Consider the following 25,904-nt stretch of genomic DNA (forward strand, 5'->3'; position numbering starts at 1 on the left):
GGCGAAGAGACGCCCGCTCGCCCAAGAATGGGCGAGCGGGCGTTCAGGTGTGCGGCGGAGGCCTAGGCGCCCTTGAGGCGGGTGGCGAGGTAGGCGTACAGCTCGTCGATGGCGACGCGCTCCTGCTGCATGCTGTCGCGGTCGCGGACCGTCACGGCGTCGTCCTCGAGCGAGTCGAAGTCGACCGTCACGCAGTACGGGGTGCCGATCTCGTCCTGACGACGGTAGCGGCGGCCGATCGCGCCCGAGTCGTCGAAGTCGATGTTCCACGAGCCGCGCAGCTCGTCGCCGATCCGGCGGGCGAGCGGCGACAGCGCCTCATTGCGGGACAGCGGCAGCACGGCGACCTTGACGGGCGCGAGACGCGGGTCGAGGTGCAGCACGGTGCGCTTCTCGATCTTGCCCTTGGCGTTCGGCGGCAGCTCCTGCTCCTCGTACGCGTCGACGAGGAAGGCCATGAGCGCACGGGTCAGACCGAACGACGGCTCGATGACGTACGGCATGTACCGTTCGTTCTTGGCCTGATCGAAATAGCTGAGGTCCTTGCCGGACTGCTCGGCGTGCACCTTGAGGTCGTAGTCGGTGCGGTTCGCGACACCCATGAGCTCGCCCCACTCGCTGCCGGCGAAGCCGAACTTGTACTCGATGTCGACGGTGCGCTTCGAGTAGTGCGCCAGCTTCTCCTGCGGGTGCTCGAACCAACGGATGTTGTCGGGCGTCATGCCGAGGTCGATGAACCAGGCCCAGCAGAGGTCCATCCAGGTCTGCTGCCACTCGTCGTCCGTGCCGGGCTCGACGAAGAACTCGATCTCCATCTGCTCGAACTCGCGGGTGCGGAAGATGAAGTTGCCGGGCGTGATCTCGTTGCGGAACGCCTTGCCGATCTGGCCGATGCCGAACGGCGGCTTCTTGCGGGCCGTCTGCAGCACGTTCGCGAAGTTCGTGAAGATGCCCTGCGCGGTCTCGGGACGCAGGTAGTGGAGACCAGACTCGTCGTCGACGACGCCGAGGAAGGTCTTCAGGAGGCCGGACATCTGACGGATCTCGGTCCACTGGCCGACCTTCGAGGGGTGCTCGGGGTCGGGGATGTCGGCGAGGCCGTTCTCCGGCGGGTGGCCGTGCTCGGCCTCGTACGCCTCGAACAGGTGGTCGGCGCGGTACCGCTTGTGGGTGATGAGCGATTCGGTCAGCGGGTCGCTGAAGACCTTGACGTGACCGGACGCCTCCCAGACCGGGGTGGGCAGGATGACGGCGGAGTCGAGACCGACCATGTCGCCGCGGCCACGCACGAACGCGTTCCACCACTGACGCTTGATGTTCTCCTTGAGCTCGACACCCAGGGGCCCGTAATCCCACGCAGACCGCGTACCGCCGTAGATGTCTCCCGACGGGAAGACGAAGCCGCGGTGCTGCGCCAGGGTGATGACGGACTCGAGATGGGACTGCTCTGCCATGGGTGTGGATCCTCCGTGCCGCTTGCCACGCGGCGGTACCTTCCGGTGCTGACGCCTGGCTGGCGCCCGCTCCCGGAACCCCTCAATCCTATGGGCGAGCCCGTGAGGACGCCCAACGACCCTTGTCCGGCACCGGATGGCCGCTTAGCCTGACAACCATCGCGGTACGCAGGATGGAGCACCGATGGACTGGCTGTGGAACCTCGACGTCATCGACGGTCCCCTCGTCTGGGTGCTCGACGGGCTCAGCATCGCCGGCCTGCTGTACCTCGTCATCCGTCGGTCCGGGCTGCTGTGGTACCTGAGCGCCGCCATCGCCCTCCTGGCGGGCGCGCTCCTCGCCCTGGGGACGGTCTGGCTGGTCTTCGACGTGCTCAACCTCTTCGGCGGGCCGTTGATCCGCTCCGCGGAGCCCTGGTTGATCGGTGTCTTCGCCGGCATCGCGCTCGCCGTCCTCACGATCTGCTGGCGCGTCTCGTGGAAGCGGCGCGTCATCGCCGTCGCGTGCATCCTCGTCTTCGGCGCGACCGCGGCGCTGGGCGTCAACGGCGCGTACGGCGTCCAGACCACCCTCGGGTCGATGTTCCACGTCCAGAACCGCAAGCCGATCACCCTCGTGACGCCGACGAGCACGCCCACCGGCGATCCGGCCCGTCCGCTGTACGAGACGTGGAAGCCGCCGGCCGACCTGCCGAAGACGGGCAGGTTCGGCCCGCTCCCCACAGGCGACCGGATCCCGAACACGAACTCCGGGTTCGACGCGCGCCCGGCGCAGATCTACTACCCACCCGCCGCGCTCGTGAAGGATCCCCCGGCGCTCCCGTTCGTCCTCATGATGATGGGACAACCGGGCGACCCCGACGCGAAGTGGATCGGCGAGGCGCTCGACGCGATCGCCGCCGACCACCAGGGGCTCGCTCCCATCGCGCTCGTCGTGGATCAGCTCGGCGACCCTTCCGTGGATCCGCTGTGCATCGACGGGCGGTACGGGAAGGTGGAGACGTACGTCACGCAGGACGTGCTCCCCTGGGCGAAGGCGAACCTGCACATCCTCCAATCGCCGAAGGATTGGACGGTGGCCGGATACTCGGCCGGCGGCAGCTGTGCGATCTACTACGGAGCCAAGTACCCGCAGACCTTCGGCAACGTCGTCAGTGTCTCGGGTGAGGAGTATCCCGGAGCCGGGCTCCCGGCGGACAACCTGCGCGTGATGTTCGACGGCGACCAGAACGCGTACGACGCGATCAAACCGTCGACCATCATGGCGAAGATGAACTACGCCGACACGGAGGCGTTCTTCTCCGCCGGGACCGCGGACGCGGTCTACACCGCCATGATGCGGCGCGCCGCAGCCACCGCAACGTCGGCCGGCTGGAAGGTCCAGACCTTCGCGATACCGGGCGGCGACCACGGCGCCAGCTCGCTCACGGGCGGGCTGGACCAGACGCTCCGCGCGCTCTACCCGCGGATCGGCCTCCAACGACCGTGACCGGGACGGGGCCAGGGACAAGGCTCCTCGACCCGGCCTCCACTCCGTCGTGGGCTGTGGAGAACTCCGGCGGCGGTCTGAACCGATTGGTTATGGTCGATGCCCATGACCACCCAGCTCCCGCCGATGCCGCAGCCCCTCCTCGTCCAGATCGGCAACATCAGGGTCACTGACGACGTGATCATGACACCCGCCGGCACGTGGCCACTCGCGGACGTCAATGTGACGTCGAGCGATCAGACCTCGACGACCACCCACACCCCGGCGTGGGCCATCGTGCTGGTCGTCGTGTTGATCTGGTTCTTCTTCCTCAGCCTGCTGTTCCTCTTCGCGAAGGAGAGGCGTGTCTCGGGGTTCGTCTCCGTGAACGTCCAGGCCGGCCCGTACACCTACACCGAGCAGGTCCCGATCTCGACCGACTTCGCCCGACACGACACCATGAACCGCGTCGGCTACACCCAATCGCTGATCGGGCAGGCACGGCACCGGGCGATCGCGAACCGGGCGGCGGAGTCCTCCCGGCGCCCTGAGGTGCGGTGACCGGTCGCTCGAGGGCCGCTCACGCGACGAGATGACTCAATCGGGCGGCGGCGCGAGGGACGCGCCCTCGAGGAAGGCGCCCATGACGAGTTCGTGACGCAGTTCACCGAGGGTGCCGTCGAGCCGGCCGACGAGGGTCTCGACGCCCATCCGGCCGAGCTGGGCGGCGGGCAGCAACGTGACGGCGAGCGCCGGGTCGGCCGCTTCCGACACCTCTCGGGTGGAGGCGACGAGGACGACGGACACGTCGTCGGGGACCGAGACGCCGCGCCTGCCGAGCTCGCTCACGAAACCGAGGGCCGCCCGATCGTTGAGTACGAGGACGGCCGTGACCTCGGGCGCCTCCGCCTGGAGGGTCGCCGCGATCTCGCGACCACCGGCTGGATCGGGAGTGCACTGGAGCGTCCGAGCGCGGAGTCCACGAGCCGCGCACACGGCGTGGAACGTCTCCTGCACGCGGACCACCGGGCCGTAGCCGTCGAGGTCGGCCCGCTCGACCTCCTCGAGCAGGGCGAACTCCCGATGACCGAGGGCCTGCAGACGATCGATGGACAACTCGACCATCCCCTCGAAGTCGACGTCGACGTAGTCGAGACCGGAGGGGTCGCGGGTCCGGCCGATGAGCGTCAGTGGCGTCCCGGCCGCGAGCAGACGGTCGACCCGATGGTCGTCGAGCCGCACCTCCATGAGGATGACGCCGTCGATGAGGCCATCGGAGGTGAACTCGCGAAGCGCGTCGGGTTCGCTCGGCTCCGGCCAGAGGACGACGGTGTACCCGAGCTCGGCCGCAGCCTCCGCAGCACCGGTGAAGAAGCGGGCCGCGTTGTCGGACAGTCGATGCTGCAACACCGGGAACAGCAGCGCGATGATGCGGGTCCGACGGCTCGCGAGCGCGCGGGCGACCGCGTTCCGGCGGAAGTCCAGCTCGACCATCGCCGACTCCACCCGCAGTCGAGTGGCCGGGGACACCGGCTTCGAATCGTTGACGACGAACGACACCGTGGCGACCGAGACCCCTGCGAGTCGCGCGACGTCACGCATCGTTGCCATGGATCCCCGTTCAGGTGCGGTGCTGTCCGGTCAGTCTCTCACGGATCACGATTCGGTAAACCGGTTAAATTACTTCTTGACGACTCCGGCGGCACGGTGCATGCTGGTTCCCGAAGCGCGCAGTAAACCGGTTAACTTTCCGGCCTGCGCGATCCGACCTCGACCGGCGAAGGAGCCGTGCTGATGCCTGTACCGACGACCACGGACGACAACCGGTCCGAGCAGCCACTGCGCGTCGCGATCGTCGGGTACAGCTTCATGGGCACCATCCACGCGCAGGCCTGGACCACCGCTCCCCGCTTCTTCGACCTCGGCCGCGGGGTCGACCTCGTCGCCGTCAGCGGTCGCGATGCCGACGCCGCCCGCGCGTTCGCCGACCGGTTCGGGATCGCTGACGTCGAGACCGACTGGCGAGCGCTCCTCACCCGTGGCGACATCGACGTGATCGACATCTGCACCCCGGGCCACCTCCACGCTGAGATCGCGATCGCCGCGCTCGACGCCGGTATCCACGTCCTCTGCGAGAAGCCGCTCGCGAACACGCTGAAGGAGGCCGAGCGGATGAACGCCGCGGCCGAACGGGCGGCTGCGCGCGGCGTGCGCGCGATGGTCGGCTTCAGCTACCGACGCACCCCCGCGCTCGCCTATGCACGACAGCTCGTCGCCGACGGTCGCCTCGGGACGATCCGTCACATCCGGGCCCAGTACCTGCAGGACTGGATCGCGGATCCCACCTTCCCGCTCGTCTGGCGACTCGACGCCGACCAGGCCGGCTCCGGTGCGCTCGGTGACCTCGGCGCCCACATCATCGATCTCGGACAGTTCGTCACCGGACAGGAACTGAACGGCGTGAGCGCCCTGACCTCGACCTTCGTCACCGAGCGGCCGCTCCCCACCTCGTCGAGCGGCCTCAGCGCCACCACGGAGGGCGATCCTGAGGATGGCGAGGTGTCGGAACCCCTCACCGGGCGGGTGACCGTCGACGACGCGGTCGTGTTCATCGCCCGCACCGACGGCGGCGCCCTGGCGACCTTCGAGGCCACCCGCTTCGCCGCCGGTCGCAAGAACGCGATGCGGCTCGAGGTCGACGGCTCCGACGGATCGCTCGTCTTCGACTTCGAGCGCATGAACGAGCTGCAGTTCCACGACCACACCCTCCCGGCCGAGGAGGCGGGCTTCCGGCGCATCCTCGTCACCGAACCCGGTCACCCGTATGCGGACGCCTGGTGGCCGGCCGGCCACGGCCTCGGCTACGAGCACACCTTCGTCCACGAGGTCGCCGACCTCGCCCGCGACCTCGCCGCGGGCCGGGCGCCCGAACCGGGCTTCGCCGACGGCCTCCGGGTGCAGCGCGTGCTCGCAGCGGTCTCGGCGAGCGCCGACGCAGGTGCCACCTGGATCCCACTCGACCACTGACCGAACCACCCGCCGCACCACGATCACCACCGCATCACGATCACCACTCACCAGGCAAAGGAGCCATGACATGAGATCCACGACCACCCGCGACACCCGGCCACGCACCATCCGTCGGCCGCACGTGCTCGGATCGCTCGCGATCCTCGCGATCACCCCGTTCGCCCTCACCGCGTGCAGCGGTGGCGGTGGCGCGGCGGCTGGAGGCGACGCCGGCACCCTCACGATCCTCGACTACTACAACAACGAACCCGACAAGACCCTCGTGGGCGACGCCCTCGACCGGTGCGCGGACGACGTCGGCGTGAAGATCAAGCGCGAAACCGTCCCCGGCAAGGACCTCATCCAGAAGGTGCTCCAGCAGTCGTCGTCCAAGACGCTGCCCGACGTCCTCATGCTCGACAACCCGGACGTCCAGGAGATCGCCGCGACCGGCGGACTCTCGCCACTCAGCGACTACGGCGTCGACACCTCGGGCTTCGCGAAGGGCATCCTCGACGCGGCGAGCTACGAGGGGGAGGTCTACGGCCTGGCACCGACGGTCAACACCCTCGGCCTCTTCTACAACGAGGACCTCCTCGCGGCGAAGGGCATCACCCCGCCGACCACGTGGGACGAACTCAAGACGGCCGCGGCGGCACTGACCGAGGGCGACACCTACGGGCTGGCCTTCAGCTCCATCGCCACCTACGAGGGCAGCTGGCAGTTCCTGCCGTTCATGTGGACCAACGGCGGCGACGAGGCCGACCTCACGACGCCCGCCGTCGCCGAGGCGCTCCAGCTGCAGGTCGACCTCGTGAACTCGGGGTCGGCGTCGAAGAGCGTCATCAACTGGTCACAGGCCGACGTGAACGACCAGTTCATGGCCGGTAAGGCCGCGATGATGATCAACGGTCCGTGGCAGATCCCGGCCCTCAGCGCCGACACGAACCTCAAGTACGGCAGCGTGCAGGTTCCGGTCAACAAGGCCGGCCAGACGCCCGTCGCCCCGCTCGGCGGCGAGGTCTGGACCGTCCCCGTGACCGGCGACAAGGACAAGCAGGCGAAGGCGGCGAAGTTCGTCGAGTGCATCTCGAGCGACGAGAACCAGCTGGCCCTCGCGGAGGCCCGCTTCACCGTCCCGACGAAGACGGCCCTGGCCGAGCAGTACGTCGCGAAGGTCCCCGAGATGGCCGCGTTCACCGAGCAGGTCGCCAACGCCCGCTCGCGCACCGGCGAGCTCGGCGAGGAGTGGCCCGAGGCCGCGACCGAGATCTACACCGCCATCCAGCTCGCCCTGACCGGGCAGGCGACGCCTGAAGAGGCGTTCAAGCAGGCGGCCGCGGGCTGATCCCGATGAGCAGTGGCATCGCCGGAGCATCGCTCCAGGACCGGAAGACCGACCAGCGGTCCAGCGGCACCGACGGGGGCGCGCCGACCAAGCGCACCCCCGCCGGGGCCGGCCGCCGGAGCCGACGCTTCCGCCGGGAAGACCTGATCAAGCTCGGCTTCGTCCTCCCCGCAGCGCTCTACATCGTCCTCTTCTTCGGCTATCCGGTCGTCAAGAACGTCACGATGAGCTTGCAGGAGTACACGACGAAGACGTTCTTCACGGGCGAGGCGCCGTGGGTCGGGTTCGCGAACTACGTGACCGTGTTCAGTTCTCAACTGTTCACACCGGCGCTGCTCAACACGGCGTTGTTCACGGCGGGGTCGATCGCCGGGCAGTTCGTGATCGGGCTCGCGCTCGCCGTCTTCTTCAAGCGACGCTTCCCCCTGAGCTCGTTCCTCCGCGCGATGCTGCTGCTCCCCTGGCTCCTCCCCCTGATCGTGTCGAGCGCCACCTGGCGGTCGATCCTCGACCAGGACAGCGGCGTCCTGAACGCCGCCCTCGGCTCCATCGGCCTGTCGGGCGTCCCCTGGCTGACGAGCCCGTCGGTGGCCCTGTTCGCGGTCGTCCTCGTCAACATCTGGATCGGCATCCCGTTCAACGTCACGATCCTCTACGGCGGCCTCCAGGACATCCCCGACGAGCTCTACGAGGCGGGAGCGCTCGATGGCGCGACCGGTTGGAAGGCGTTCCGCCACATCACCTGGCCGAACCTCCGCCCCGTGGTCAGCGTCGTGCTCGTGCTCGGCGTCGTCTACACGATCAAGGTGCTCGACATCATCCTCGGCCTCACGAACGGCGGGCCGGCGAACGCCACCCAGACCCTCGCGGTGCGGTCGTATCAGGAGTCGTTCGTGAACTTCGAGTTCGGTGTCGGTGCGGCCTTCAGCAACATCCTCATCGTCATCTCGCTCCTCTTCGCCATCGTCTACCTGCGCGTGAACCGACGCGCGGTCGACGAGTAAGGACACGGACCCTCATGACCACGACCAGCATCGTGACCGGCGGCCGGCAGACGCGCCGCTTCGCCCCGGTCGGCCCGCGTCGCCACCGCGGCGACCGGCGCCACCTCGGTTACACCGTCCTCGGCATCCTCATCCTCGCGATCATGCTCTTCCCCGTCTACTGGATGGTGAACGCGTCCCTGCAACCCTCCGGTAACACGCTCACCGGCGACTTCTTCCCGGTCAACCCGAGCTTCGCCGGGTACGAGAAGGCGATCGCCGACCAGGGCGGGCACCTCGTCACGAGCCTCGTCATCTCGCTCGGAACCGTCGTCCTCAGCCTGGCGATCGCGGCCCCGGCGGCCTACGCCCTCGCGCAGTTCCGGTTCCGGTGGATCAGCATCGCCCTCCTCGTGATCCTGATCGCCCAGATGATCCCGGGCATCGTGATCGCGAACGCCCTCTACTCGGCGTACAACGACCTCGGCCTGCTCAACTCGATCCCCGGGCTGATCCTCGCCGACGCCTCGCACGCCATCCCGTTCGCGATCCTCATCCTGCGGGCGTCGATGCAGACCATCCCGCCGTCGATCGTCGAGGCGGCACGGGTCGACGGCGCCGGGCACGTGCGGGCCTTCGTCTCGATCGTCCTCCCGGTGAGCCGCAACGTGCTCATCACCGCCGGTCTGTTCGCCTTCCTCTTCTCCTGGAGCGACTTCCTGTTCGCCCTGACGCTGACGACGACGGAGGACGTCCGGCCAGTGACGCTCGGCATCTACCAGTACCTCGGCTCGCAGGTCTCGAACTGGAGCGCGGTGATGGCGACCGCCGTCCTCTCGTCCCTGCCCGCGATCCTGCTGCTCGTCATCGCCCAGCGGTTCATCGCCGCGGGCGCCACGGGCGGTGCCGTGAAATGACCGACGACCACTCCGACACCCTCTCCGACCACGCAACGCATCCTCGAAGGAGCACCACCATGTCCGACAGCAGCACCCCCATCCGCGTCCTCGTCTGGGGCGAGAACCGCCACGAGCAGATCGAGGAGAAGGTCCGCGCCATCTACCCGGACGGCATGCACACGACCATCAAGGAGGGCATCGAAGAGCACCTCGGCGCCGACGCCGTGGTCACCACGACCACGCTCGACGAACCGGAGCACGGGCTCACCGAGGAGGTGCTCGCCGCGACCGACGTGCTCGTCTGGTGGGGCCACGCGGCTCACGGCGAGGTCGCCGACGAGGTCGTCGAGCGCGTGCACCAGCACGTACTCGCCGGTATGGGTCTGCTCGTGCTGCACTCCGGCCACTGGTCGAAGATCTTCGGCAAGCTCATGGGCACCTCGTGCACGCTCCGGTGGCGGTCGGAGGAGGACCGCGAGATCGTCTGGACCGTCGACCCCACCCACCCGATCGCCCAGGGGATCCCGCACCCGTTCATCATCCCGGCGCAGGAGATGTACGGCGAGTTCTTCGACGTCCCCGCGCCCGACGAGCTCGTCTTCCTGTCGACCTTCACCGGTGGCGAGGTCTTCCGTTCCGGCATGACCTACAAGCGCGGCTTCGGCAAGATCTTCTTCTTCTCCCCCGGCGACCAGGACTACCCCGTCTACCACCACGAGCACGTCCGTCGCGTCCTCGCGAACGGCGTCCGGTGGGCGCAGACGCTGCGTCCGGAACGCGCGGTGCCGGTCCTGCTGCGGTACGAGACCGAGGACTTCTACAACGGCCGCGGATACGAAGGGGCGCTCGCGCGATGAGTGCTCCTGTCGACGGTGGCTTCGCGACGCTCGCGGACGCCATCAGGCCGGTTCGGCTCGTGCTCGTCGGTGCGGGCGGGATGGGACGGGCGTGGTTGCGGACGATCCTCGCGAACCCGGACACGGAACTCGTCGGCGTCGTCGACCTCGACTCGGCCCTCGCGGAGTCGGCGGTGACCGAGGCGGGGCTCCGGCTGGGCCCCGAGGGTGTCGTCGTCGGCACCAGCGTGTCGGTCGTCGCCGAGGCGACGGCGGCGGACGCGGTCGTCAACGTCACCGTGCCCGCCGCGCACCACCCGGTCAACACCGAGGCGCTCTTCGCCGGGTTGCCGGTGCTCTGCGAGAAGCCGATCGCACCGACGGTGGCGCAGGCCCTCTCATTGGCGGCGACGGCCGAGGCCAGTGGGCAACTGCTCATGACCAGCCAGTCGCGTCGCTACTACGCGTCGATCGCCGCTTTCCGGGAGCAGGTCGCCACGCTCGGTCGGCTCGGGTCCGCGACGACGGAGTTCTTCAAGGCACCGCACTTCGGCGGCTTCCGCGAGGAGATGGCGCACGTGCTGCTCGTCGACATGGCGATCCATGCCTTCGACGCCGCCCGCTACGTCCTCGGTCTCGACCCGATCGCCGTGTACTGCGAGGAGTACAACCCGGGGTGGAGCTGGTTCTCCGCCGACGCCGCCGCGACCGCCGTCTTCGAGTTCGCCGGAGGCGTCCGGTACACCTACAGCGGCAGCTGGTGCGCGGACGGCATGGAGACCTCGTGGAACGGCAGTTGGCGAGTGAACGGCGAGCACGGCACGGCCGTCTGGGACGGCGACTCCGCTCCGCAGCGGCAGCTCGCACCGCAGGGCGGCTCACCGTCGGCGGTCGAGACCGCTGAGCTCGAGCCGGACGTGCCGGAGGAGATCGCGGGCTCGCTCGTCGAGTTCGTCGACGCCCTGCGCACGGGGCGTGTCCCCTCGGGTGAGGTGCACGCCAACGTGCTGAGCCTCGCGATGGTGGAGGCCGCCGTGCGGTCCGCCGAGTCCGGCGAGCGCGTGGTCATCGCGGACGTGCTCGCCCAGGCGCACGCGCAGGCGATCGAGACCGAGCCGCGCGCCGACGTCCGGGGCGCGCTCGTCGCCTCCCGCTGAGGTGAGGCGGATCGTCGCCCGCGCACCCCGCGAGCGACGATCCGCTCACCAGGTCCCGTCGAGGAGGTTGCGGGTCACGACCAGATTGAGCACCCGCCAGAGGCCGGAGTGGCCCGGGGTCCGGCCCGGCCGGTTCGGCCACCCCTCGAAACGTGCCACACGGACGAAGCCGACCTCGTGCCACTGCGGGTCCGTCTTGCGGAAGCGGTCCGGCTGCCAGACGACCGGACGCTCCGGCAGATTGCCCGAGGCCGGCTCGCGCTTCGCTCGCAGCGTCGCCAGGGTCTCCGGCCCGGGGACCTGCTCGCCCACCCAGTCGAGCACGTCGAGCTCGGGTGAGTCACCGTATCGGGACCGATGGATGCCGGCGACCCGGAACAGGGCGGTCCGTCCGTTCGGCGCCGTGAACGCGAGGACGTCGCCCGGCGTCAGGTCGTCCTCCACATGGCGCCACGATCGGCGGAGGCGCTTCGGTGCGGGCTGCGGGCCGAGGAGCTGCTCGCGGAGACGATCGAGGGCCGCGGTCCGCCTGGCGACCTCCCCCGGGCCCGCTTCGGCCCACAGCTCGAGGTCGGCACCGCGATCGATCGCCGCGAGCGCCCGCGTCCGCACCTCGGGATCGAGCCGGCCGACCTCACTCTGCGCGGCCGCGAGCGGGATCCACAGCTCACCGTCCTCGCGCTCCACCAGATGGGCGAACGACGCGATGGTCCGTCGCGTCGCCTCGTCGTCCGGCACCCGGTCCTGCACGTACTCGCGGTACTCGGTGCGGATGTCCGAGGCCGTGTCGTTCGAGAAGATCGCCGTTCCCCATGCACCCATCCCGGCATCCTGCCAGACCCCTCGCGTCAGCGGCCAGGTGAGGCCCATACGATGGATCCAGCCCGATTCCGAGACGAAGGACGCTGCATGCCATCCCGCCCCACCAAGCTGATCCCGCCGACCTTCTCCCGCACCCCCTCACTCGACGCCGAGGCGGTCGAGCTGAGCGTCGCGATCGAACTCCCCGAGGGCGTGGAGGCGATCGGCCTGGCCGTCGCCCCCGCAGCCGACGGCGCCGGCGACGACATCCCCACCGCGCTCGGACTCGACCGCGCGGCACTGGCCCGCGCCGGCTTCACCGGCGAGATCGGCCAGACGCTCGTCATCCCCAGCCAGGACGCCCCGACGTACATCGCGGTCGGCGTCGGTGCACCCGAGAAGCGCACCCCGGCAGCCCTCCGCGACATCGCTGCTGCCTTCGCCCGTGCGGCATCCTCCTTCGCGAGCATCGGCCTCGACGTGGCGCGGTCGTTCGACCTCGACCCGGCCTCCGCGGGGCAGCTCGTCGTCGAGGGCGCGCTCCTCGCCCGGTACCGCTACACCGAGTTGAAGCGGGAGACGAAGCGCACCCCGCTCGTCGCGCTCCACCTCGTCGCCGGTGCTGAAGACCTGCCGGAGACCGCGACCGGCGCACACCGTGGCGAGGTTCTCGCCCGATCGGCGAACCTCGCGCGCGACCTCGCGAACACGCCTCCCGGACACCTCACGGCGACCGACCTCGCCGAGGTGGCCGAGACGCTCGGTGCCGCCAACGGGCTCGACGTCGAGGTCTTCGACAAGGACGCGCTCATCGAGCTCGGTCTCGGCGGCCTGCTCGGCGTCAACGCCGGTAGCGTCGAGGAACCGCGCATGATCAAGCTGCGGTACACGCCGAAGGACGACGACGGCTCGCCGATCGAGGCCGCAGGACACCTCGCGCTCGTCGGCAAGGGCATCATGTACGACTCGGGCGGCATCTCGCTCAAGCCGTCCGACCCGTCCCACGCCGCGATGAAGATGGACATGGCGGGCGCCGGAGCGATCCTGTCCGCCATGACGGCGCTGGAGGAGTTGCACTGCACGAGCAGCGTCACGGCGTTCCTCATGTGCACGGACAACATGCCCTCGGGCTCGGCCACGATGCTCGGCGACGTGCTGACGTTCCGCAACGGCACCACCGTGGAGATCAAGAACACCGACGCGGAGGGTCGCCTCGTCCTCGCCGACGGCCTGAGCCTCGCCGTCGAAGAGGAGCCGGACGCGATCGTCGACATCGCGACGCTGACCGGTGCCGCGATCATGGCGCTCGGCACGAAGACGGCGGCCGTGCACGGCACCGACCAGGGCATCGTCGACCAGACGCTCGCCTCATCGAAGGCCACCGACGAGCAGCTGTGGCAGCTGCCGCTCGAACGCAGCTACCGCAAGCAGCTCGACTCGGACGTCGCGGACCTCGCCAACATCGGCGGCCGGTTCGCCGGTTCGACGCTCGCCGCACTGTTCCTTGCGGAGTTCGTCGGCGACATCCCGTGGGCGCACCTCGACATCGCCGGCACCATGCTCGTGGAGTCGGACGAGTCCTGGCGGTCGAAGGGTGCGACCGGGTACGGCACGCGCCTCCTGATCGACCTGGCGCTCAACTTCCGCGCCTGACCCCGGACGCGGCGTCGATGCCCGGTCCCCTGAGCCGCAGCCCGGTCCCTGAGCCTGTCGAAGGGCGGCGACCGGACCGTCTTTCCCCGCGAGCACTTCGACAGGCTCAGTGACCGGATCAGCCCATCCGCAGCCCGGTCCCTGAGCCGCAACCCGGTCCCCGAGCCGCAACCCGGTCCCCGAGCCGCAACCCGGTCCCTGAGCCTGTCGAAGTGTCGAAGGCCGCGCGGTGACAACCTCAGTTGCCGTTCCGGCAAGAGACGGCCGTTCGCGGCCGGTGTCACGGCAGGCTGATGCCATGACCTCCGAGCACGAGCCCGCCATCACCGATCCCGCCGCCTTCTGGGAGCACCGCTACAGCAGCCGCGGCCAGGTGTGGAGCGGCAAGCCGAACGCCGCGCTCGAGCGCGAGGTGGACGCGTTGGCGCCCGGCACCGCGCTCGAACTCGGCAGTGGAGAGGGCGCGGACGCCGTCTGGCTCGCCCGGCATGGCTGGTCCGTGACCGCCGTCGACATCTCTCCGAGCGCGCTCGCCCTCGGAGCGTCGACCGCGAGCGAGGCGGGGGTCGTCGACCGCATCACCTGGGTGCAGGCCGACCTCGTCGAGTGGGAACCGTCGGCGACGTTCGATCTCGTCACCGCGACGTTCCTGCACTCCCCCGTCGAGTTCCCCCGCGAGGCGGTCCTCCGTCGCGCGGCATCGGCGGTCGCTCCCGGCGGCACCCTCCTCGTCGTCGGCCACGCCGGTCCGCCGCCCTGGGCGACCGAGCACATCGCGCACGCGCACTTCCCGACGCCCGACGAGGTCCACGCCTCGCTGGAGCTGGAGGCGACCGACTGGGAGGTCGTCACCGCTGGCCTCGTCGCGCGCGCCGCGATCGGGCCCGATGGCGAGCCCGCCGAGCTCGACGACAGCGTCCTCGTCCTCCGTCGCCGTCCCTGACTCAGGAGCGTCTCGGCGTGTCGCCTCGCCCGGCCGGCGTGTCACGCCGACACGCCACCCTTCTCCTGAGTTGGGCACAACGCAACATCCGGTCGACACTCGGAGTCACCCGTCCCCGCGTAGGCCTGGCCGGTTCACAACTCAGGACGGCCCCGGCGGGTCACATCGGCCACCCGGCGTGTCCGGCGGGACGCGCCGCACCGGTCCTGAGTTGTGAACCCCCGCCGTCCCCAACTCAGGAGTCGTCCGGCGTGTCGGCGTGGTGGCAGGTCGACACGTCGCAGGACTCCTGAGAACGGAACGGGAGGGACCACGACAGAACGCCCGCCGCACTCCTGGAGTGCGGCGGGCGTTCGGCGTTACGTGGTGCGACTAGTCGGTGCCGGAGTCGAACGCGGCGCCCTCGGAAGCGAGGTCGGTCGCGCGCTCGAGGGCGTCCGCGGTCGGGTCGAGGAGTTCGCCGCCGAGGATCTCCTGCGCCTCACCCTGCTCGAGCTTGCCGACGAGGTCCGCGGTCGCGCCGCCGACGATGCCGGCCGCTGCGTACTGCTCGAGACGCGAGCGCGAGTCCGCGATGTCGAGGTTGCGCATGGTGAGCTGACCGATGCGGTCGTCGGGACCGAACGCTGCGTCGCCGACGCGCTCCATCGAGAGCTTGTCGGGGTGGTAGCTGAGGCCCGGGCCCGAGGTGTCGAGGATCGTGTAGTCGTCGCCACGGCGCAGACGGATGGAGACCTCGCCGGAGACGGCGGAGCCGACCCAGCGCTGGATGGACTCACGGAGCATGAGCGACTGCGGGTCGAGCCAGCGGCCCTCGTACATGAGGCGGCCGAGTCGGCGACCCTCGTTGTGGTAGTTGGCGACCGTGTCCTCGTTGTGGATCGCGTTGAGCAGACGCTCGTACGCGATGTGGAGGAGCGCCATACCGGGGGCCTCGTAGATGCCGCGGCTCTTCGCCTCGATGATGCGGTTCTCGATCTGGTCGCTCATGCCGAGGCCATGACGACCACCGATGGCGTTGGCCTCGAGGATCAGCGCGACCGCGTCGGCGTACTCGACGCCGTTGAGCGCGACCGGGCGACCGGCCTCGAAGGTGACGGTGACGACCTCGGAGGCGATCTCGACGTCTTCACGCCAGAACGGTACGCCCATGATCGGCTCGACGAGTTCCATACCAGAGCTGAGCTCCTCGAGGCGCTTGGCCTCGTGGGTGGCACCCCAGATGTTGGCGTCGGTGCTGTATGCCTTCTCGGTCGAGTCGCGGTACGGGAAGTCGCGGGCGACGAGCCACTCGCTCATCTCCTTGCGGCCACCGAGCTCGCCCACGAAGTCGACGTCGAGCCACGGCTTGTAGATGCGCAGGCGCGGGTTGGCGAGCAGACCGTAGCGGTAGAACCGCTCGATGTCGTTGCCCTTGTACGTGGAGCCGTCGCCCCAGATGTCGACGCCGTCCTCCTTCATCGCACGGACGAGCATGGTGCCCGTCACGGCGCGACCGAGCGGCGTCGTGTTGAAGTACGTCTTGCCGGCGTTGCGGATGTGGAACGCACCGCACTGGAGGGCGACGAGGCCTTCCTCGACGAGCGCCGACTTCGCGTCGACGAGGCGCGCGATCTCGGCGCCGTACTCCTTGGCGCGGTCGGGGACGGCGCCGATGTTCGGTTCGTCCGCCTGGCCGATGTCGGCGGTGTAGGTGCACGGGACGGCACCCTTCTCGCGCATCCAGGCGACGGCGACGGAGGTGTCGAGACCTCCGGAGAAGGCGATGCCGACGCGCTCGCCGACGGGGAGGCTGCTCAAGACTTTAGACACGCCTGCGATTCTACGGGTTCACGCGCCACGGTGTTCATTCGCCCATTCTTGGGCGACGGAAGGCCCACTCGCCCAGGAATGGGCGAATGAACCGGAGCGGAGCACGTCGCCGCCGGTACCGCCTCGCCCGGGCCGGGGGACGGCGGGGGCTGCGGCGATATCGACGGCGACGCTGCTGTGAACCGGACGGATCGGACCAGGTCCACTCAGGCGCTGTTCGGGTCTCGCGCCATGAGCTTCTCGAGTGCATCGGGATGACGATTCGTCGACTCCAGAGTGATTCTCGCAGCGTCGACCGCCCTCCCACATGTCCCACTACTGGGGTCATCGGCAGGGGGCGACAGGCTCCGCGAGACGCGGCACTACCAGATGGTGACGCGCTCCTCGGGGGCGAGCCATGCGGCGTCGGACTCGGTGACGCCGAACGCCTCGTAGAAGGCGTCGATGTTCCGGACGATCTGGTTGCAGCGGAACTCGTTCGGCGAGTGCGGGTCGATCGACAGCAGTCGGATGACCTCCGCGTCGCGCCCCTTCTGCTGCCAGGCCTGCGCCCAGGAGAGGAAGAACCGCTCCGCGCCGGTGAGGCCGTCGATGACCGGCGGCTCGGCGCCTTCGAGCGACAGCAGGTACGCCTTCCAGGCGATGCCGAGCCCGCCGAGGTCGCCGATGTTCTCGCCGATCGTCAGGGCGCCGTTCACGTGGTGGTCGGGCACCTGGGCCGGAGCCAGCGCGTTGTACTGCTCGATGAGCGACGCGGTGCGCTCCTCGAACGCCGCGCGGTCGGCCTCGGTCCACCAGTCGGTGAGTCGGCCGTCGCCGTCGAACTTCGACCCCTGGTCGTCGAAGCCGTGCCCGATCTCGTGGCCGATGACCGCGCCGATGGCCCCGTAGTTCGCGGCGGCGTCGCGGCCGGCGTCGAAGAACGGGTACTGGAGGATGGCGGCCGGGAACACGATCTCGTTGAAACCGGGGTTGTAGTAGGCGTTGATCGTCTGCGGCGTCATGAACCACTCGTCGCGGTCCAGTGGCTTACCGATCTTGCCGAGCTCGCGGTCCATCTCGAACCGGCTGGCGCGACGGACGTTGCCGAGCAGGTCGTCGGCTTCGAGCTCCAGCGCCGAGTAGTCGCGCCACTTCACGGGGAAACCGATCTTGGGCGTGAACTTGTCGAGCTTCTCCAGCGCGCGCGTGCGGGTCTCGGGGCTCATCCACTCGAGGTTCTCGATGCTGTCGCGGTACGCCTCGACGAGGAAGCCGACGAGGACGTCCATCTCGTCCTTTGACGTGGCGCCGAAGTGTCGGTCGACGTAGATCCGCCCGACGGCCTCGCCGAGCATGCCCTCGACGAGCGAGACGCCGCGCTTCCAGCGCTCGCGCTGCTGCGGCGTGCCGGTGAGGGTCTTGCCGTAGAAGTCGAAGTTGGCGCGACCGAACTCCTCGGAGAGGTACGGAGCGGCACCGTGGACGACCTTCCAGGCCAGCCAGTCCTTCCAGGACTCGAGCTGCTCCGCGACGAGGAGCTCGCCGAGGCCCTCGAGGAAGCTCGGCTCGCGCACGACGATCTCGGCGAACACCGCGTCGGCGGCGCCGATCGCGTCGCGCCAGACGGCGAGGTCCGGGCCGTCGAGGTCGGCACCCGCGGCGAGCGCCGCCGCTTCGTCCCACGAATACAGGTTGTACGTCTTCTCGCTGTCGCGGGTGGCGACGTTGTCCCAGTGCTTGGACGCGATCGCCGTCTCGAGGGCGAACACGCGGTCGGCGCGTGCGGCGGCGTCGTCGATGCCGGCGAGCTCGAACATCGTCTGGAGGTGTGCGCGGTAGGCGTCGCGGATCTCGGCGAAGGTATCTTCACGGAAGTAGGACTCGTCGGGCAGCGTGATGCCGCCCTGTTCGGCGAAGACGAGGTAGCGCTCGGGGTTGCCCGGGTCGTTGTCGACGAAGAGCTGCAGGAAGCCGCCGACCCCTTCCGCCTCGAACTCGCCGGACAGACGGAGGAAGGACTCGATGGAGTCGACCGCTGCGACGCGGGCGAGCTGGTCGGCGAGCGGGGTCGCTCCGAGGGCGTTGGCGCGGTCGACGTCCATGAAGCTCGCGTACAGGGCGCCGATCTTCACGCCCTCCTCGCCGTCGGGGTTCGTCTGCGACTCCTCGATGATGTCGCGGACGGCGTTCTCGGCGTCTTCCGCCAGCTGGTGGAACGATCCCCATCGAGCTTTGTCGTCGGGGATCTCGGTGCGGTCCATCCACTTGCCGTTCACGTGGCGGAAGAGGTCGTCCTGCGGCCGCACGGCCGGGTCGAGTTCGGAGCGGTCGATGCCGGAGGCGAGCTGCGCGTCAGTCATGCGGATCAGCCTAGCGACGGCACCCGACCACGGCTCGGGTGTTCTCTCAGAGCGGGCGTGCCGCTCTGGACGGAGTCCTGTGGAGGAGCGTCGCGAGCGCTTCGGGGAACGAGGGACTACCGTTGACCCACCCGGCCGGAAGGAGCCCGCGTGGACTGGTTGGCCGACTTCCCGCCCGGCGTCCTGCTCCTCGTCGTCTTCCTGGTCGTCGCGGTCGAAAGCCTCGGCGTGCCGTTGCCGGGAGAGACCGTGCTCATCGGGGCGACCCTCCTCGCCGCGTCGAGCGGCCTGAATCCGGTGTTCGTCGCCGCTGCGGCCGCCGGTGGTGCGATCCTCGGCGACTCGATCGGGTACTGGATCGGCAAGCGCTACGGTCGGCGGCTCCTGTCGGTGCTGAACCGCAGGTTCCCGAAGCACGTGGGGCCGAAGCGGCTGGGCGCCGCGGTGCACCTCATGCGGCGGTGGGGCCCGTGGGCGGTGTTCGTCGGACGGTTCATCGCGGTCCTCCGCATCTTCTCCGGACCGCTGGCCGGTATGTTCCGCATGACGTACCCGCACTTCCTCGTCGCCAATGCGGCGGGTGGCATCGCCTGGGCCTCACTCGTGGTGACCGTCGTCACCATCCTGGGGAGCGCTGCGACCGAGTTCCTGCACCGCTTCTCCTGGGCGGCGCTCGCGTTGGCCGGCGCCGCGGCCGTCATGATCGCGGTGGTCGTCGTGTTCCGGATCCGTCGTCGGGCTGCCCAGCCGGCCGCCGATCGCGCGCCCGTGTCGATGACCGAGGCGGAGCTCGACGAACTGCTGTCGCCATCCGGCCCGGCCTCGGCCACGACCGACGCCGGAGACCGCGTAGACACGCCGCACACCCGGGCCGCCGGCTCGGCCCCCGCCCGCACCGATCTGCGCGCCGCGATCGCCGTCGTCCTGACGCCGCTGCGCTGGGCCCTGCGGACGACCCCCGCGACCACCGCCTTCGTCACCGTCTTCGTCGCCCTCGGCGTCGTGACCGGTGGCCTGTGGCGCCCGATCGACCAGGCCGCCTGGCACCCGGCGTTCGCGTACGGGGTGCCGAGCCTCGAAGCCGGGCGCTGGTGGACGGTCCTGACGGGCATGTTCATGACCGCCGACCCGCTCGCCTACCTCATCGCGATCGTCGGCGCGGCCGTCTTCGGCGGGTGGGTGGAGGTCCGATTCGGCACGCTGCGGGCGTCGGCGATCTTCGTGGCCGGCCATCTCGTCGGTATCCTCGGGGCCCTCGGCGCGGCCCTGGCGCTGGCTCGGCTCGACTGGCCGTGGGCGCAGTCCCTCGTGACGACGCTCGACGTCGGTCCGAGCTGCGGCGTCCTGGCCTGCGTCGCCACCGCGACCGCGTTCATGCGTTCCCCCTACCGGCTGCGCTGGCGGCTGCTGCTCCTGTCGTGGGTGTCGATAGCGCTCCTCTACATCGGGAAGATCGACGACCTCGAGCACTTCATCACGACCGTCGTCTTCGTGATCGTGGCCCGCCTCCTCCTCGGCGAGCACCGGTCGACCCCGCGACCCACCATGCGCGACTGGCGACTCTTCGCGGTCGCCGGGTTGCTCGTGATCGGTGCGGTGCAGCTGCTCGTCACGCTGGTGCCGCTCGACGGGCCGCTCGGCTCGACCAGCCTGACGCAGGGCTCCATTTTGGACGTCGGATTCGACACCGTCGCGATCCTGGTGATCGCGAACTGGCTCCGCCGTGGTCATCGCTGGGCCTGGTGGGCGGCGATGGTGCTCACCGTCGGCAACCTGCTGGTCACCCTCGCCCTCATCGCCCTCGCCTGGCTGGCCCAGGTGCCGGTCGTGGCGTCGACCATCTGGATCTCCGCGAGCGTCCTGTGGGTGGGACAGGCGGTGGTCCTCGGACTGTCGCGCCACGCGTTCCGGGTCGCGGCGAACCAGACCAGGCGACGCCTGCCGGGGGCGATCGGTCCTGGTGCGCGGCGAGCACGCGCCCGGGCGGCGCAGCTGCTGCGCGAACACGGCGGCGGACCGCTGGCGGCCTCGGCGCTCCGCCCCGAGAACCGGGTGTTCGTCACGGCCGACGGCGGACACGCGGTCGCCTACCAGCAGCACGCCGGCGTCGCGCTGGTCCTCGGCGAGCCGATCGGCGACCCCGGCGGTGCAGCAGCAGCGGTGTCGGCGTTCGCGACGGCGGCCGAGCAGGAGGGGCTCACCCCGGCGGTCTTCGCCACTCGCGACGCGCGCATCGTGCCCGAGGGGTGGCGGGTGTCGCCGCTCGGTCGAGACCTCGTGCTCGACCTCGGCGAGGCGGATGCACCAGAACCCGCTGGTCCGGACGATGCGACGGGAGCCATCGGCGCGGATTCGACGACCTCGATCCTGCTGCCCGCGCGCGAACTGCCGTGGGAGCTCCGCAGCCAGATCCGCGCGCTGTCCTCGGTGTGGGTGTCCGACCGGCACGTGCCCGAGCTCGGTCTCACCGTGGGTTCGAGCATCGACGCCCCCGATGGCGACGACCAGGAGTCGGCTGCCGCGGTCCGGGTCTCCGTCGTGACCGACGCCGCAGGCACCGTGCTCGCGGCGGTGTCCTGGCTGCCGATCCCCGGGGCCGGAGGCATCGTGCACGGGTGGGCGCTCGACGCGGTCCGTCGTGCTCTGCCGGACGACGACGTCGACACGGCTACGCGTGCGGGTACAGCGTCGGGGGAACGCACCGGCCGAGCCGTCGAGCGGGCCCTGACCGACGCCTGCCGACGATTCTCGTCCGAAGGTGCGTCCATGGTCTCGTTCGCTGCTTCCGGACTGGCACAGGACGGCACCGAGCCCGACGGCGTCGCCGTGCGCACGATGGCCGGCATCGCCCACCGGGTCGACCCGCTCGTCGGCTTCACCGAGATCGCCGACGTCGCCGAGCGCCTGGGCGCCGCCACCGTGCCGCTGTTCCTCGCCTGCCGCGAGGACGCCGACCAACCGCGGGTCGCCTACGCCGCTGCCGCGGGATTCCTCACCGGCATCCGCCTGCGCGACCTCCCTGGCCTGAGCGGATCGCTGCTCGCGCGGTAGGCCGTCGACTCGTCCCGTCTCGGACGGCGAAGCGGCGTGTCACCACCCGCAGCTAGGCTCGGCGGGTGACCACGGGACAGGACAGGCGACGGCTGCGGCCCGTCGACCGCGACATCCTGCGGCTCGCGGTCCCGGCGCTCGGGGCGCTGATGGCGGAGCCGCTGTTCCTGCTCGCCGACTCCGCGATGATCGGTCACCTCGGCGTCGTACCGCTCGCCGGCCTCGGGGTCGCGAGCGCGGTCCTGCAGACGGTCATCGGGCTCATGGTGTTCCTCGCCTATGCGACGACACCGGCGGTCGCCCGTCGGCTCGGGCACGGCGACGAGCGCGGCGCGGTGTCGCTCGGGGTGGACGGCCTCTGGTTGTCGCTCGGGCTCGGCGTCGTGATCGGTGCGGCCGGCTGGTTCCTCTCCCCCACGCTCGTCGGGCTGTTCGGCGCGACGGACGACGTCGCCCAGCAAGCCGACACCTACCTCGGCATCTCGATGCTCGGCATCCCCGCCATGCTGCTCGTCTTCGGCGCGACCGGGCTCCTCCGCGGCCTGCAGGACACCACCACCCCCCTCGTGGTCGCCGGCGCCGGGTTCGCAGCGAACATCGGCCTCAACTTCCTCTTTATCTACGGCCTCGGACTCGGCATCGCGGGATCCGCCATCGGCACCGTCATCGCGCAGTGGGGCATGGTCGTCGCCTACCTCGTCGTCGTCCTGCGTCACGTGCGCCGGACGGGAGCGCGCCTCCGCCCGCACCGCGCCGGCCTCGGTGGAGCGGCCCGTTCCGGCGGGTGGTTGTTCCTCCGCACCGTCAGCCTCCGCGCCGCGATGCTCATCGCCGTGTTCGTCGCGACCGACCTCGGCACCGACGAACTCGCCGGGTTCCAGCTCGTCATGACCCTCTTCGCCACCCTCGCGTTCGCGCTCGACGCCCTCGCGATCGCCGCGCAGGCGCTCGTCGGCAAGGGACTCGGGGCCAGCGACGTGGCAGGGGTGCGCGCCGTCCTCATCCGCTGTCTGCAGTGGGGCGTCGGCTCGGGGATCGTGCTCGGTCTGGTCATCGGCCTCGCGAGCCCGGTCATCGGCCTGCTCTTCACGAGCGACCCCGACCTCGCGGCGCTCATCGTGCCCGCGATCGTCGTGCTCGCCGTCACCACCCCACTCGGTGGCGTCGTCTTCGTCCTCGACGGCGTCCTCATCGGCGCCGGCGACGCGAGGTACCTCGCGATCACCGGGCTGCTCAACACGCTCGTCTTCCTGCCGTTCGCGCTCGCGGTCCTCGCCTGGGCACCCGGCGGGCAGGCGGGACTCACCTGCTTGGCGCTCGCCTTCTTCGTCGGCTATCTCGGTGCGCGGGCGACGACGCTCGGCCTCCGTGCCCGGACGACCACCTGGATGCGCACCGGCGCCTGAACGACGATTGGGGAGTTGTCCCCATTGAGGCCGCAACGCCGGCACGCCAGTCTGGAAGCGACATCGATCCACACCGCTCAGGGGGAACCACCATGCCACTCCACTTCGCTCACCACCGCCTCCGCGTGTCCGCCGTGACCGCGGTCGCCGTCCTCGGACTGTTCGGGCTCTCCGCCTGCAGCGGTGGGGAACCGTCCGACTCCAAGCCCGCGTCGACCTCCTCGGCGAGCAGTGAGCCGGAGACGGAGGCCACCGAGGAGGCGCCCGCTGCGAGCGGCGCGAAGTGCACGGAGGAGCAGGTCAACACCCTCAGCGCGGCGAGCGGCGTGTCCGTCCCGGCAGCCGGTATCGCTGCTGCGAAGGCCTCCTTCACACCCGCCACCGTCGTGGGCGATCTGCCGGTCGTGTGCATGTTGAGCTTCGAAGCCGGCGCGGCTTCCGGCAGCTACGCCGTCCTCTCCGGCGGTGCCGCATCACTCACCGCGGCCGCTGCCAACGCCACCGCCGCGGGCGGCGAGGTCACCGAAGCCGGCGGTACCTTCACCACCTCGATCGACGGGCAGACCGTCGTCGGCGTGCCGTTCACGACGCTCACGAAGGAGACCGCGGGCTTCGAGAACGTGGAGGATCTGGTCGTCATCGCTGCGACCGCGCTGGCCGGATAGCGATTCCGCCCTGCCAGGCCGACGCCCGCCCACCCGCGCAAGGGTGGGCGGGCGTTCCCGTCGGCGCGGCTCAACTGGGCCAGGAAGAACAGCACTCGACCCGGGTACCGCGGTGCGGCCACGTCGGCGCCCGTCCATGCCCGTATCAACCGATCGGTGGATACGAGGATCAGCCCCTCCACCGCTACCGGCGCGCGTCGCAGCGGACGAGCATGGTCACCATGAGCACACGACCGATCATCGAGGTCCGCGAGCTGCGCAAGCAGTACGGCGATTTCACCGCCGTCGACGGGGTCTCCTTCGACATCCACACGGGCGAGACCTTCGCCCTACTCGGCCCGAACGGTGCCGGGAAGAGCACCACGATCGAGATCCTCGAGGGCTACCGGCACCGGACGGGCGGCGAGGCGAGCGTCCTCGGTGTCGACCCGGCGAAGGGCGGTCTCGACTGGAAGGCCCGCCTCGGCATCGTCCTGCAGTCGAGCGCCGAGGCCGCCAACGTCACGGTCCGGGAGCAGCTCACACAGTTCGCCCGGTACTACGCGGATCCGCGGGATGTGGACGAGGTCATCGAGGCGGTCGGGCTCACGAGCAAGGCGGGCACGCGCATCGGCAAGCTCTCGGGCGGTCAGCGTCGCCGGGTCGACGTGGCCCTCGGGGTGGTCGGCCGCCCGGCCCTCCTCTTCCTCGACGAGCCGACGACCGGGTTCGACCCCGAGGCGCGTCGGCAGTTCTGGGACCTCATCCGCTCGCTCAAGCGCGACGGCACGACCATCCTCCTCACCACCCACTACCTCGACGAAGCCGCCCAGCTCGCCGACCGCGTCGCCGTCATCGCGGCGGGTCGACTCGTGGAGATCGGCGCGGTCGACGAGATCGGCGGCGCCGAGGCCCGGATCCCGGTGGTGCGCTGGCGCGACGAGCACGGCCTCCGCGAGGAACGGACCGAGACTCCGGCTGCCCGCGTCGCCGCCCTCACCGCTGCCGCAGGTGGAGAACCGCGTGACCTGGAGGTCATCCGTCCGAGCCTCGAGGACATCTACCTCGGGCTCGTCCACGCGGCCGACGGCGCTGCGTCGTCGACCACCCCATCAGCAGCACCGTCACCGGCCACGCAGGTCACCACGACAGGAGTCGGCGCATGACCGCCATCGACCGCACCACGACCCCCCTCGTCCCGGCACTCCCCCGAGGACGCACCCTCCGACTCGGAGCGAGCCGGATCGGCTACGAGACCCGCATCTACTTCCGCTCCGGCGACCAGGTGTTCTTCACCTTCCTCTTCCCCGTCGTGATGCTCGCGATCTTCTCGACCGCCTTCAGCGCGATGGGGAACGTGGGCGAGGCACCCGACGGCACCGGCGGGGTCAGTCAGGCCGCCTTCTACCTGCCCGGCATGATCGCCGCGGGCATCCTCCTCTCGGGCGTCCAGAACCTCGCGACCGACATCGCGACGGAGAAGAGCGACGGCACGCTCAAGCGTCTCGGCGGCAGCCCGCTCCCGGTCATCTCCTACTTCCTCGGGAAGATGGGGCAGGTCCTCGTCACCTCGGTGCTCCAGATCGCGCTGCTGCTCCTCGTCGCGCGGTTCCTGTTCGACGTCATCCTGCCGACCGAGCCCGAGCGGTGGCTCACCTTCGCCTGGGTCTACCTGCTCGGCATCGCCACGTCGGCGGTCCTCGGCATCGCCCTGTCGGCGCTCCCCCGCACGGGCAAGAGCGCGACGGCCGTCATCATCCCGATCGTGCTCGTGCTGCAGTTCATCTCCGGCGTCTACCTGTCGTTCACGATGCTCCCCGAGTGGCTGCAGAACGTCGCCAGTGTCTTCCCGCTCAAGTGGATCGCGCAGGGCATGCGCTCCGTCTTCCTGCCGGAGGGGTTCGCCTCACAGGAGCCGTCCGGTGGCTGGGACCTCCCGATGGTCGCGCTCGTCCTCGTCGTCTGGGCGATCGTCGGCCTCGTCCTCACCCGACTCACCTTCCGCTGGGTCCGCCGCTCCTAGCCCGCGAACTGTCAGTTCCGGTGGGTGTACGCCACCGGAACCAGCAGGAAGTGACAGTTCGCGGGCAGGATGGGA

At 69.9% G+C, this 25,904-nt stretch carries 20 protein-coding genes; 15 read left to right on the forward strand and 5 right to left on the reverse strand.

Annotation, left to right across the window (positions count from 1 at the left end; translation table 11 throughout):
- Positions 1-62: 62 nt before the first annotated feature.
- Complete coding sequence (locus QRN44_RS07680) at positions 63-1,454, reverse strand: glycine--tRNA ligase (protein WP_285038754.1); 1,392 nt, start codon at positions 1,452-1,454, stop codon at positions 63-65.
- A gap of 184 nt (positions 1,455-1,638) precedes the next feature.
- Here QRN44_RS07680 and QRN44_RS07685 point away from each other — a divergent pair, with 184 nt between their 5' ends.
- Both QRN44_RS07685 and QRN44_RS07690 read left to right on the forward strand, forming a co-directional pair.
- Positions 1,639-2,943: an alpha/beta hydrolase gene (locus tag QRN44_RS07685; RefSeq protein ID WP_285038755.1), complete on the forward strand. Its 1,305-nt coding sequence runs from the start codon at positions 1,639-1,641 to the stop codon at positions 2,941-2,943.
- A gap of 105 nt (positions 2,944-3,048) precedes the next feature.
- On the forward strand, positions 3,049-3,483 hold the full coding sequence (locus QRN44_RS07690; protein WP_121293032.1) for a hypothetical protein: 435 nt from the start codon (positions 3,049-3,051) through the stop codon (positions 3,481-3,483).
- Positions 3,484-3,519: 36 nt separating this feature from the next.
- Here the strand turns inward: QRN44_RS07690 and QRN44_RS07695 are convergent, their stop codons facing one another.
- Entirely contained in the window at positions 3,520-4,533 is a 1,014-nt protein-coding gene (locus QRN44_RS07695) for a LacI family DNA-binding transcriptional regulator (RefSeq protein ID WP_240555621.1), read from the reverse strand.
- 183 nt (positions 4,534-4,716) lie between these two features.
- Here QRN44_RS07695 and QRN44_RS07700 point away from each other — a divergent pair, with 183 nt between their 5' ends.
- The 6 genes from QRN44_RS07700 (at position 4,717) to QRN44_RS07725 (ending at position 11,154) form a co-directional block, all read left to right on the forward strand.
- Positions 4,717-5,949, forward strand: coding sequence for a Gfo/Idh/MocA family protein (locus QRN44_RS07700; protein ID WP_285038756.1), 1,233 nt, complete (start codon positions 4,717-4,719; stop codon positions 5,947-5,949).
- Between the two features lie 70 nt (positions 5,950-6,019).
- Positions 6,020-7,279, forward strand: a complete 1,260-nt coding sequence (locus QRN44_RS07705) for a sugar ABC transporter substrate-binding protein (protein ID WP_121293028.1) — start codon at positions 6,020-6,022, stop codon at positions 7,277-7,279.
- 5 nt (positions 7,280-7,284) lie between these two features.
- Positions 7,285-8,283 (forward strand): carbohydrate ABC transporter permease, encoded by a 999-nt coding sequence (locus tag QRN44_RS07710; protein WP_285038757.1) that lies wholly within the window; start codon positions 7,285-7,287, stop codon positions 8,281-8,283.
- Between the two features lie 14 nt (positions 8,284-8,297).
- Complete coding sequence (locus QRN44_RS07715; protein WP_082916066.1) at positions 8,298-9,179, forward strand: carbohydrate ABC transporter permease; 882 nt, start codon at positions 8,298-8,300, stop codon at positions 9,177-9,179.
- A 59-nt stretch (positions 9,180-9,238) separates the two neighbouring features.
- Positions 9,239-10,018: a ThuA domain-containing protein gene (locus tag QRN44_RS07720; protein WP_064295429.1), complete on the forward strand. Its 780-nt coding sequence runs from the start codon at positions 9,239-9,241 to the stop codon at positions 10,016-10,018.
- Positions 10,015-11,154: a Gfo/Idh/MocA family protein gene (locus tag QRN44_RS07725; protein ID WP_285038758.1), complete on the forward strand. Its 1,140-nt coding sequence runs from the start codon at positions 10,015-10,017 to the stop codon at positions 11,152-11,154. Before QRN44_RS07720 ends, QRN44_RS07725 begins: the two co-directional genes overlap by 4 nt.
- Before the next feature lie 45 nt (positions 11,155-11,199).
- Here QRN44_RS07725 and QRN44_RS07730 read toward each other — a convergent pair whose 3' ends face one another.
- Positions 11,200-11,976, reverse strand: coding sequence for a hypothetical protein (locus QRN44_RS07730; protein ID WP_147427168.1), 777 nt, complete (start codon positions 11,974-11,976; stop codon positions 11,200-11,202).
- A gap of 87 nt (positions 11,977-12,063) precedes the next feature.
- Between QRN44_RS07730 and QRN44_RS07735 the strand changes: the two genes are divergently transcribed.
- The gene (locus QRN44_RS07735) at positions 12,064-13,608 is read left to right on the forward strand and encodes a leucyl aminopeptidase (protein ID WP_121293019.1); all 1,545 of its coding nucleotides are present in this window, start codon (positions 12,064-12,066) and stop codon (positions 13,606-13,608) included.
- Positions 13,609-13,906: 298 nt separating this feature from the next.
- A complete protein-coding gene (locus QRN44_RS07740; RefSeq protein ID WP_121293017.1) occupies positions 13,907-14,551 on the forward strand; it encodes an SAM-dependent methyltransferase in 645 nt (214 codons plus the stop codon).
- A 372-nt stretch (positions 14,552-14,923) separates the two neighbouring features.
- Here QRN44_RS07740 and argG read toward each other — a convergent pair whose 3' ends face one another.
- Both argG and QRN44_RS07750 read right to left on the reverse strand, forming a co-directional pair.
- Entirely contained in the window at positions 14,924-16,363 is a 1,440-nt protein-coding gene (gene argG / locus QRN44_RS07745; RefSeq protein ID WP_285038759.1) for an argininosuccinate synthase, read from the reverse strand.
- Between the two features lie 362 nt (positions 16,364-16,725).
- Positions 16,726-18,705 (reverse strand): M13 family metallopeptidase, encoded by a 1,980-nt coding sequence (locus tag QRN44_RS07750; protein WP_285038760.1) that lies wholly within the window; start codon positions 18,703-18,705, stop codon positions 16,726-16,728.
- Between the two features lie 150 nt (positions 18,706-18,855).
- Here QRN44_RS07750 and QRN44_RS07755 point away from each other — a divergent pair, with 150 nt between their 5' ends.
- From QRN44_RS07755 to QRN44_RS07775, 5 genes are all read left to right on the forward strand, one after another.
- A complete protein-coding gene (locus tag QRN44_RS07755) occupies positions 18,856-21,756 on the forward strand; it encodes a VTT domain-containing protein (protein ID WP_285038761.1) in 2,901 nt (966 codons plus the stop codon).
- A 65-nt stretch (positions 21,757-21,821) separates the two neighbouring features.
- The gene (locus QRN44_RS07760; RefSeq protein ID WP_285038762.1) at positions 21,822-23,162 is read left to right on the forward strand and encodes an MATE family efflux transporter; all 1,341 of its coding nucleotides are present in this window, start codon (positions 21,822-21,824) and stop codon (positions 23,160-23,162) included.
- Between the two features lie 92 nt (positions 23,163-23,254).
- The gene (locus QRN44_RS07765) at positions 23,255-23,827 is read left to right on the forward strand and encodes a hypothetical protein (RefSeq protein ID WP_121293007.1); all 573 of its coding nucleotides are present in this window, start codon (positions 23,255-23,257) and stop codon (positions 23,825-23,827) included.
- A 221-nt stretch (positions 23,828-24,048) separates the two neighbouring features.
- Positions 24,049-24,972, forward strand: a complete 924-nt coding sequence (locus tag QRN44_RS07770; protein ID WP_285038763.1) for an ABC transporter ATP-binding protein — start codon at positions 24,049-24,051, stop codon at positions 24,970-24,972.
- Positions 24,969-25,829 (forward strand): ABC transporter permease, encoded by an 861-nt coding sequence (locus QRN44_RS07775; RefSeq protein ID WP_285038764.1) that lies wholly within the window; start codon positions 24,969-24,971, stop codon positions 25,827-25,829. Before QRN44_RS07770 ends, QRN44_RS07775 begins: the two co-directional genes overlap by 4 nt.
- The last annotated feature ends 75 nt before the right edge of the window (positions 25,830-25,904 follow it).

The sequence above is a fragment of the Plantibacter sp. lyk4-40-MEA-4 genome, assembly GCF_030209415.1.
Taxonomy (GTDB): Bacteria; Actinomycetota; Actinomycetes; order Actinomycetales; family Microbacteriaceae; genus Plantibacter; species Plantibacter flavus_A.